Genomic DNA, 9469 nt, shown 5'->3' with positions numbered 1-9469 from the left:
TATCAAGGGGGGGCTAATACTGTACCTACCGAGCAGCAGCAGGTGCTGATTGCCGCGCGGGAACTCGACTATACCGCCGTGCCCAAACAAGCCCAAACCTGGGTAAACGAGCATCTGATCTACACGCATGGCTATGGCTTTACCGTCAGTCCCGTCAATCGGGTAGCGACAGGGGGATTACCAGAGCATCTGGTTAGAGATATTGGTACGATTGAGGGAAAGCCCCTGACGACGGCTAGTGCGGTGCGATCGAGTATTCCGATCGGGCAACCGCGCATTTATTATGGGGAAAGCACCGACACGTATATCATGACGGGTACCAAAGTTAAAGAGTTGGATTACCCCAGTGGGAATGATAATGTGTACAACACTTACGATGGGCGGGGTGGGATTAATATTGGTTCGTTGGGGCGAAAACTGCTATTTGCCACATACTTAAATGATTGGCGGATGGTACTTACACCAGAATTTTTGCCACAGACGAAGTTATTATTGCGGCGCAATATCGATCGCCGAATTCGATCGATCGCCCCGTTCTTGCGGTACGATCGAGACCCGTATATCGTTGCAGCAGATGCTAGAGGCAATCCTACCGATGCCAAAGATCCTAGCTTTCTCTATTGGATCGTTGATGCTTATACTACTAGCGATCGCTATCCCTACTCCGATATTGGCACCGAAGGCATCAATTATATCCGGAACTCAGTCAAAGTCGTTATCGATGCTTATCATGGCTCTGTGAGCTTTTATATCATCGATCCGAGCGATCCGATCGTTACTACCTGGGCGAAAATATTTCCCGATTTATTCAAACCGCTGAGTGCGATGCCAGCCAATCTGCGGCGACATTTGCGCTATCCGCAAGACTTTTTTAAGATTCAATCCGATCGCTTGATGACTTATCATATGACCGATCCGCAGGTATTTTACAACCGCGAGGATCAGTGGCAAATTCCCACCGAAGTCTATGGCGATAAGCCGCGATTGGTGGAGCCGTATTATTTGATTACCAGTCTACCGACTATCCCAGTCCCCGAATTTACGCTGCTGTTGCCATACACCCCACAACAGCGGACGAATTTGGTTGCTTGGTTGGCGGCGCGCTCGGATGGCGAAAATTATGGCAAATTACTACTCTACACCTTCCCCAAGCAACGGCAACTCTTTGGCCCCGAACAAATCGAAGCGCGTATCAATCAAGATCCAGCCATATCCAGCCAAATTTCGCTCTGGAATCGCCAGGGTTCGCGCGTAATTCAGGGAAATTTGCTAATCGTGCCGATCGAGCAGTCCCTATTATATGTCGAACCGCTCTACATCGAAGCAACTCAAAATCAGCTCCCGACGCTAGTGCGGGTAATTGTGGCGTATGAGAATCAGATCGTGATGGCTCCAACGCTCCCCGAAGCTTTAGCTGCCATTTTTAAACCCTCGGTGACTTCCCCAGATCCATAAATGTCTTTATCTGAAATTAATGTAATTTTAGATTTTTCTCCCGATTAGCGATCGAGACTAGAGAATAAGAGTACATCACATTGATACAGATCGAAGATCGAAGTGTTGGGATATCGTGAATATTAAAAATAAGATTAATGGTGTAGAGTCTGCTGCGATCGGATTGTCATTTTTAGGAACTGTGGCTGCCATTGTTACTCAGCAAGTAGCTTATGCCGCCACGCCTTTAACATTGTCTCTGTCGCTAAGTCTCATCAACAAACAAAAAGAATTAGTAAAAGTCAATAGTCAGTTGGCAAATTTAGAGCAAAAACTGACTATTGAAATGAAGTCGATCTCCGATCGATCTCAGGCAGCGATCGATTCACTTCAAGCTTTACCACCAGCTCATAAAATAAGCGATCTTGATGAATTAGCTGCAAATATTAATGCAAACAGCGAAGATCTAAAACAGTTACAAGCTACTTTAGTCGAACTCGAACGACGAGATGACAATTTATCTCCGTTCTTAAAAGAAATCGATCTTACTAAAGATTCGCTAAAGCAACTCAGTCTAGAATTCTCGAATTTTCAACAAGAATTCGAGCGAGATCGCGATTCGACTCGCGTCACATTACTCGAAGCTACTCCCGACTTACATACACTCGCCGCCGATCTTGACGATCGGATCGCTCCGCTAGAAAGTTCGATCGGTCAGCCGACAGATGCAGAATTAGCACGAGATACCCAAGTATTAGTTGCAGAGATCGAGCGAAAAATTCAATCTTTGGAAGCAAATTCCCGAGTTGCTGAGGATTCGATCCAGCAAATTGGCTGGCGATTTTTAGAATTAGAACAAGAGTTTGCCAGTCGTCCAGAGTTAGTCGAAATTAATCGGATCGATCGAGCGTTGGTAGAGATGGGTAAGGAGGTAGAGAATATTTCGCAAGAGCTTTCCCAAACCAAAATAGACCATAGCTCAAAACTGACAGAAATAGAACTCGATCGCGATAATATCCAGGCATCGATCGCAGCTACCAAGCAGCAGATCCAGTTACTAGCAGATAATCCGATCGTCACCGATCTGGTCGAGCGTGTCAATGATTTAGATACCAGTCTTAGCGATTTACACGATTACAATCTAAAATTGAGCAATCGGATTAACGATTATACTCAGTATGAGATTGCCGAAATTATTAACGATGCAGTAATCGATCGAAATATTAGCAACCTGATTCAGCAAGAGATCGGGACATCGATCTCGGAGCAGTTTGAAATTATCAAACAAGTATTACCACAAAGTTATTATTACGATCTGATCTGTGGGAGAAAGGAAAGCCGAGCGATATTTTTAGCAGCTTTACAATCTGCGAAAAAGCGGCTAATTTTAGTTTGTCCTTGGCTGACTGATTTTGCCGTAACTCAAGATGTTCGCGATCTAATTAAAGCTGCATTGGAGCGCGGCGTATCGATCGAGATCGGTTGGGGTCATTTGAAAGATGTGGATAACGATCGCGCTCAATTATCAAAAGAAGAATTATTAAAATCGAGCGATTGGGCTTATAATGCAGTGCCGTGGTTGTATAAGCTGAAACTTGAATACGACCAACTTTTGCAACTGAAGATTTTAGGCACTCATGAAAAGTTTTTAGTTTGCGATCGTCAATTTGCGATGGTAGGCAGTCACAATTACATGACTTCTAATATTAGCTCTAGCGAACGAGAAGTCGGCATCAAAACCGATAGTCCCGAACTCATCGAAAAACTGATTCAATTATTCGATTCGATCGAAGCTTAACATTCGATCGACACAGGCAGTCTACAATGAAGAGTTGCATCTTCCCCACAGCCGCTTGTATATGCTCGAACCCTCACCACGTCCGTCGATTCCTACTGCTACTTGGCAACGTCAGTTTCACCAAGATTGGGAAAAACCCTATACGGTACGCTATGAGAGTAACCTAGACGATGGGCCATTTCATGGGATGCCACTAGGCGGTTTTGGTGCGGGGTGTATCGGCAGATCCCATCGCGGGGAGTTCAATTTGTGGCACATCGATGGCGGCGAACACGTTTTTAAAAACCTAGCAGCTTGTCAGTTTAGTGTCTTCGAGCAGCTAGATAATGGCGATAGTCAAGCTTATGCGATGTCTACCCAAGCACCTGAAGATGGTAGTTTGAATCGCTGGCAATGGTATCCCCAGAAGACGCCTACAGGGCAAGCAACGGGTACTTATCAGGCTTTATATCCGCGCAGTTGGTACGGTTATGAAAATGTCTTCCAGGCGCAATTAACTTGCGAACAGTTTTCGCCAATTTGGGCGGATAATTATCAGGAGACTTCTTATCCGATTGCGGTATTTGAATGGACGGCTCATAATCCGACGGATAAACCGATTACCTTGAGCATCATGCTGACTTGGGAAAATACCGTCGGTTGGTTTGCAAATACTAGTCCGTCTAGTAAAGTCGAAATTCGCGACGATGGTAGTCCGGTGTACGATTATCAACCCCGTATCGGCGAAAGTGAAGGCAATTACAATCAGTGGATTGTCGATAATTATCGCGTCGGTTGTTTGTTAGATAAAGCGCGTAAATCTGACGTACCGAGTGAGGGTGAAGGACAATGGTCGATCGCGAGTATTGCCAATCCTAGCCTCGAAGTATTTTATCATTCCCGTTGGAATCCGATCGGCAATGGTGGTGAAATTTGGGATAGTTTTGCTGCCGATGGTTCGCTACCAGATATCGATGATGAAAGTGAGGCAAAACAGGGAGAAAGAATTGCCGCCGCGATAACCATTCGGTTTACAGTCAAACCCGGACAAACTAAAAAAATTCCGTTTATTCTCGCTTGGGATTTCCCCGTTACTGAATTTGCTAAAGGGATAAATTATTATCGCCGTTATACAGATTTCTTCGGTCGATCGGGTGAAAATAGTTGGGCGATGGTGCGTACAGCTCTCAAACATTCCGATACTTGGCAAGAGCAAATAATTAATTGGCAACAACCCATTCTCGATCGAGCCGATCTGCCAGATTGGTTTAAGATGGCTTTGTTTAACGAGCTATATTTACTCACCGATGGCGGTACATTGTGGTCTGCTGCCGACGATCGCGATCCGGTGGGACAATTTGGCGTATTAGAATGTCTAGATTACCGTTGGTACGAAAGTTTAGACGTCCGTTTATATGGCTCCTTTTCTGTACTCTTACTCTGGCCGAAATTAGAGAAATCAATTCTAATTGCCTTTGCCAGAGCGATCGCTACTGAAGATACTAATAAACGTCTCATCGGTTACTACGTCCAAACTGCATTTGGCTACGAAGATCGGCCTCAAAATGTCGATCGCGATGCAATGATGGCACCTCGCAAAACTCTTCACGCCACCCCCCACGATCTCGGCGCACCCAACGAACATCCGTGGGAAAAGACGAACTATACCTGCTATCAAGATTGCAATCTCTGGAAAGATTTAGGTAGCGATTTTGTCTTGCAAGTTTATCGCGCTTATGTATTTACAGGCAAAAAAGATCTGGAATTTCTGGCCGAATGTTGGCGTGCGATCGTCGATACTCTCGCCTATCTCAAACAATTCGATCTCGATAACGATGGCATCATTGAAAATTCTGGCGCACCCGATCAAACCTTCGACGATTGGCGACTGCAAGGCATTAGTGCTTATTGTGGCGGATTATGGTTAGCTGCATTAGAAGCAGCCATCTCGATCGGTAATATTCTCACCCAACAATACCACGGCGAACTAACTCCCAATCCCGCCGAAATTCTCCCTCAATATCAAGCCTGGTTAGCTGCGGGTAAACCCATTTATCAAGAAAAACTCTGGAATGGTAGTTACTACCGCATCGATACGGGTAGCGGCTCCGAAGTAGTGATGGCAGATCAATTGTGCGGTCAATTCTATACCCAGCTCCTCGAACTAGATGATATAGTGCCTCTAGATTGCGCCAAAACTGCCCTGCAAAACGTCTATCAATCTTGTTTCCTCAACTTCCAAGGTGGTAAATTTGGAGCCGCCAACGGTGTCAAAATCGACGGCTCACCATCAAATCCCAAAGATACCCACCCACTCGAAATATGGACGGGAATTAACTTCGGTATTGCCGCATTTTTAGTCCAGATGGGAATGCGAGCGGAAGCATTAAAATTAGCCGAGACAATTGTCGAGCAGGTATATAATAACGGGTTGCAATTTAGAACCCCCGAAGCAATTACCTCTGCTGGCACTTTTCGTGCCAGTCACTATCTTCGTGCCATGGCAATTTGGGGGATCTATCATACTCTCAGTGAATAGAACCGAAAGTAAAATGAAACTAGACTATACCGCGATCGGGTCGATTGTCTGCGCTGGATGTAAAACACTCAAGTTTGACAAATCATCTAACGTACTTTCGACGATCGCTTTGCCTTCATTGAGTAAAAAATCTAGGAATGTTTGGGCGGCAAGAGATAACTGTTTGCCGGAAGGATAAATTACATACCACTGCTGTTGAATGGGAAAACCTTCAACATTTAAATAAGTTAAAGGGCCGCCCGGAACTGCTAGAGAAAGGCAGTGCAAAGATAATACCGAGAGTCCCAAGCCGCCAGCAATCCCTTGCTTGATTGCTTCATTGCTGCTCATTTCCATCACGGTATTCATTTCCAGGCGATTTTCGGCAAAAAATTGTTCGACGATGGCGCGAGTCCCAGATCCAGGTTCGCGCACGATCAATGGTTCTTCAGCCAACCGCTTGAGCGAAATTGTCTTTTGTTCGCGGGCGAGGGGATGATTGCTAGGCGCGACTACCACCAGGGGATTGGGTAAAATCGGCCGTAGTTCGATATCGAGTTCTTTGGGTGGTCTGCCCGTAAAATACAGATCGTCTTGATTGTGGGCAAGCCTGTCGAGTACTTGGGCTTGATTGGTAATATTGAGACTCAGCTCGATGGCCGGATGCTGTCGTTTGAAGGTACCCAGCAGTCTCGGTACGAAGTATTTAGCCGTCGTCGTCGTTGCTAGGCTCAGGTGGCCTTTTTCTAAACCTTTTAATTCATTGAGACTGCTTTCGAGTAATTCGAGGCGACCCGAAATTTCTTGACTGGCGGCGAGCACTTCTTTACCTGCTGCGGTTAGATAAAAGCGTTTGCCTAATTGCTCGACTAAGGGGATGCCAACAATTTTAGTCAATTGCTTCATTTGTTGGGATACGGTCGGCTGTGTGAGGTTCAACTCTTCGGCGGCACGGGTGAAACTGTTGTGCCGCGCAATCGCCTCTAACACATGTAACTGATGGATTGTGGCTTGTTTCACAGTTGTGTGACGGGATGGGGATAGGGTCGTTTGTGCCAAAAAACTCTAGTGATGAGATTCGAGCTAGGACTAAATGCTTTAGCGGTAGTCGCTTTCTCTACATAGACACTTTCTATTACCATAGCACCTAAAATTTAATTTGCCTATTCTAAAATCGATCGGAATCGACCAAGCACATAGGCTAAGTCTATCGATCCCCAAATTAACAATTGTTTACGTCTATGGATTGCGACCGAGAGATCGACCCAGCGATGAGTGCAGCCACGCCTTACTGCGCAACGGCTGGGACTGATGGATCTCGAACTGTATATCTTCCAGATTTATATTGCCGCCATGTATTGACAAATACAATGAAGCTATGCAATGATTTTTTCTATGATATTCAATTAAATCATTGATTTTGTCGATTTCATAGATCGCTCCTAAAATCTCCTCAACTTTCAGATACCCACTTTAAAAACCCATGCAACATCTCTCGCGTCGGCACTTTTTGCTGGCGGCTGGTGCCGCTGGTAGCGCAACCCTGCTTAAAGGTTGCGCCATCAACCCACCTTCCCCAGATGCCTTATCTCCTAAAGCGCAAGCACTGACTCTCAGTTCGGCAACTACCCCAGAGACAACATCCGTAAAACTGGGCTATATTGCGATCGCCGAATCAGCACCATTGATTATTGCTAGGGAAAAAGGTTTTTTCGCTCGCCACGGTATGACCGATGTGGATGTATCGAAACAAGCCTCTTGGGGTGCGGCGCGAGATAATATCGAAATCGGCTCATCTGGGGGTGGGATCGATGGCGGACAATGGCAGATGCCGATGCCGCAGTTAATTTCGGAAGGGATTATTACCAAGGGGAATCGCAAAATTCCGATGTTGTCGTTGGCACAGTTGAGCACCCAAGGTAATGGCATCGCGATCGCTAGCCAACATGCTGGTAAAGGCTTCGATTTAAATGTATCGGGTGCAGCCGAATACGTTAGAGAAATGAATGCTTCGGGCACTCCATTTAAAGCTGCTTATACCTTCCCCCGCGTCAATCAAGATTTCTGGATTCGTTATTGGCTGGCAGCAGGCGGCATCGATCCTAACAAAGATATCAATCTGATTGCCGTCCCCGCAGCGCAAACGGTAGCGAGTATGCGGACTGGCTCGATGGATGGATTTAGTACGGGCGATCCTTGGCCGTCGCGGATTTTACGCGATCGCCGTAAGTTCGGATTCCTGGCAGTTTTAACCGCTCAAATTTGGCCAGCACACCCCGAAGAATACTTTGCCATGCGCGAAGACTGGGTCAGAAAAAATCCCAAAGCTGCCAAAGCAATTCTTAAAGGCATCATGGAAGCCCAAATGTGGTGCGACGATCCGAAAAATAGAGCGGAAATGGCCGCTATTTTAGCGCAGCGTAAATACTTTAACGTTCCCAGCGATCTATTAATTGGCCCCTACACGGGCGAGTACATCCTCGGTGCCGATCGCAAAACAGTTAAGGATGAGAAGTTAGCAATTCGCTATTGGAAAGATGCTCGTGGCAGCGTTTCTTATCCTTATAAGAGTCACGACTTATGGTTCTTAACCGAAAGCGTCCGGTGGGGATTTTTACCTCAAGGTGCATTAGGCGAAGCCGATCGAGTTATTAATGCAGTGAGTGGTGAGAAGTATTGGCGAGAGGCAGCTCAAGAATTGGGGATTGCCAGCGCAGATATCCCCGCTACTACTTCTCGCGGCATCGAGAAATTCTTCGATGGTGCCGAATTCGATCCCGAAAAGCCGAAAGCCTATTTAGATAGCTTAAAAATCAAAGCTTTGAAGGCTTAAATTAATTCTCAATTCTCAATTATCAATTCTCAATTATCAATTATCAATTAATTTAGGAGCAGCATTATGGCCTCTAGTGTACGTAACTCATCGGGATTTCGGATTGGCAATATCGAAATATCTGCCAAAAGTATCAAGAAAAATGTCCTGCCACCAGCGATCGCCATTGCGGTGTTCTTAGGTTTGTGGGAAGCGTTATCGGCTTCGGGAATTACCCTCTTACCCGGCCCTTCGAGCCTATTTACCGATGCGCGGACTTTTGAATTAGTACGCTATCCTTTTTACGATCGCGGCGGCATCGATAAAGGCATGTTCTGGCAAACTTGGGCGAGCTTGCAACGGGTGGGTATTAGTTACACATTAGCTGCAATCGTTGGGATTTCGCTGGGCATTGCGATCGGGACGAGTCAGATGCTCTCCAAAGCTCTCGATCCGTTGTTTCTGTTCTTAAGAACAGTTCCCCCCCTCGCTTGGGTACCGATTTCGCTGGCTGCCTTGAATAAAAACGAACCTGCTGCTTTATTCGTAATCTTTATTACCGCCGTCTGGCCGATTTTAATTAATACCGCAGTTGGTGTCAAACAGATTCCCCAAGACTACATTAACGTTTCCAAAGTCGTCCAAGCTTCCAAACAAAAATACTTCTTCCAAATTCTGCTTCCTTCGGCACTACCTTACATTTTCACTGGCTTACGTGTCGCGATCAGTTTGGCTTGGTTGGCAATTATCGCCGCTGAAATCGTGATGTCTGGTATTGTCGGCATCGGGTTCTTTATCTGGGAAGCTTATCAAAATAACTACATCAGCGAAGTTATTCTCGCCTTGGTTTGGATCGGTGCGGTTGGTTTATTACTCGATACTGCAATGTCTTGGTTGCAAAACAAAATTGTCAAACAGTAAGTTTTTG

6 protein-coding genes are annotated in these 9469 nt (G+C 45.8%); 5 read left to right on the top strand and 1 reads right to left on the bottom strand.

Going from position 1 to position 9469, the window contains the following annotated elements; translation table 11 throughout:
* From C7B77_RS16105 to C7B77_RS16095, 3 genes are all read left to right on the top strand, one after another.
* The coding region (locus C7B77_RS16105) for a UPF0182 family protein (RefSeq protein ID WP_181243885.1) at positions 1 to 1455 on the top strand (1455 nt) is incomplete at its 5' end.
* Between the two features lie 115 nt (positions 1456 to 1570).
* Positions 1571 to 3232 (top strand): phospholipase D-like domain-containing protein, encoded by a 1662-nt coding sequence (locus C7B77_RS16100; RefSeq protein WP_106306840.1) that lies wholly within the window; start codon positions 1571 to 1573, stop codon positions 3230 to 3232.
* Between the two features lie 61 nt (positions 3233 to 3293).
* Positions 3294 to 5750 (top strand): GH116 family glycosyl hydrolase, encoded by a 2457-nt coding sequence (locus tag C7B77_RS16095; RefSeq protein ID WP_106306837.1) that lies wholly within the window; start codon positions 3294 to 3296, stop codon positions 5748 to 5750.
* A gap of 24 nt (positions 5751 to 5774) precedes the next feature.
* Here C7B77_RS16095 and C7B77_RS16090 read toward each other — a convergent pair whose 3' ends face one another.
* A complete protein-coding gene (locus C7B77_RS16090; protein ID WP_281261365.1) occupies positions 5775 to 6788 on the bottom strand; it encodes a LysR family transcriptional regulator in 1014 nt (337 codons plus the stop codon).
* 424 nt (positions 6789 to 7212) lie between these two features.
* On the opposite strand from C7B77_RS16090, the gene C7B77_RS16085 reads away from it, so the two are divergent.
* Together C7B77_RS16085 and ntrB are read left to right on the top strand one after the other, a co-directional pair.
* Complete coding sequence (locus C7B77_RS16085; protein WP_106306831.1) at positions 7213 to 8562, top strand: CmpA/NrtA family ABC transporter substrate-binding protein; 1350 nt, start codon at positions 7213 to 7215, stop codon at positions 8560 to 8562.
* Positions 8563 to 8628: 66 nt separating this feature from the next.
* The gene (gene ntrB / locus C7B77_RS16080; protein WP_106306828.1) at positions 8629 to 9462 is read left to right on the top strand and encodes a nitrate ABC transporter permease; all 834 of its coding nucleotides are present in this window, start codon (positions 8629 to 8631) and stop codon (positions 9460 to 9462) included.
* Positions 9463 to 9469 lie beyond the last annotated feature (7 nt).

Origin of the sequence: Chamaesiphon polymorphus CCALA 037 (assembly GCF_003003845.1) — a bacterium.
In the GTDB taxonomy this organism is placed as follows: domain Bacteria; phylum Cyanobacteriota; class Cyanobacteriia; order Cyanobacteriales; family Chamaesiphonaceae; genus Chamaesiphon; species Chamaesiphon polymorphus.
Note: the sequence above shows the minus strand (reverse complement) of the source record. Positions and strands in the feature narration are given on the sequence as shown.

What these genes read in the sequence shown, in the direction of transcription:
- C7B77_RS16095 (WP_106306837.1), top strand. Translation starts at nt 3,294, where the DNA reads ATGCTCGAACCCTCACCACGTCCGTCGATTCCTACTGCTACTTGGCAA.
- C7B77_RS16085 (WP_106306831.1), top strand. Translation starts at nt 7,213, where the DNA reads ATGCAACATCTCTCGCGTCGGCACTTTTTGCTGGCGGCTGGTGCCGCT.
- ntrB (WP_106306828.1), top strand. Translation starts at nt 8,629, where the DNA reads ATGGCCTCTAGTGTACGTAACTCATCGGGATTTCGGATTGGCAATATC.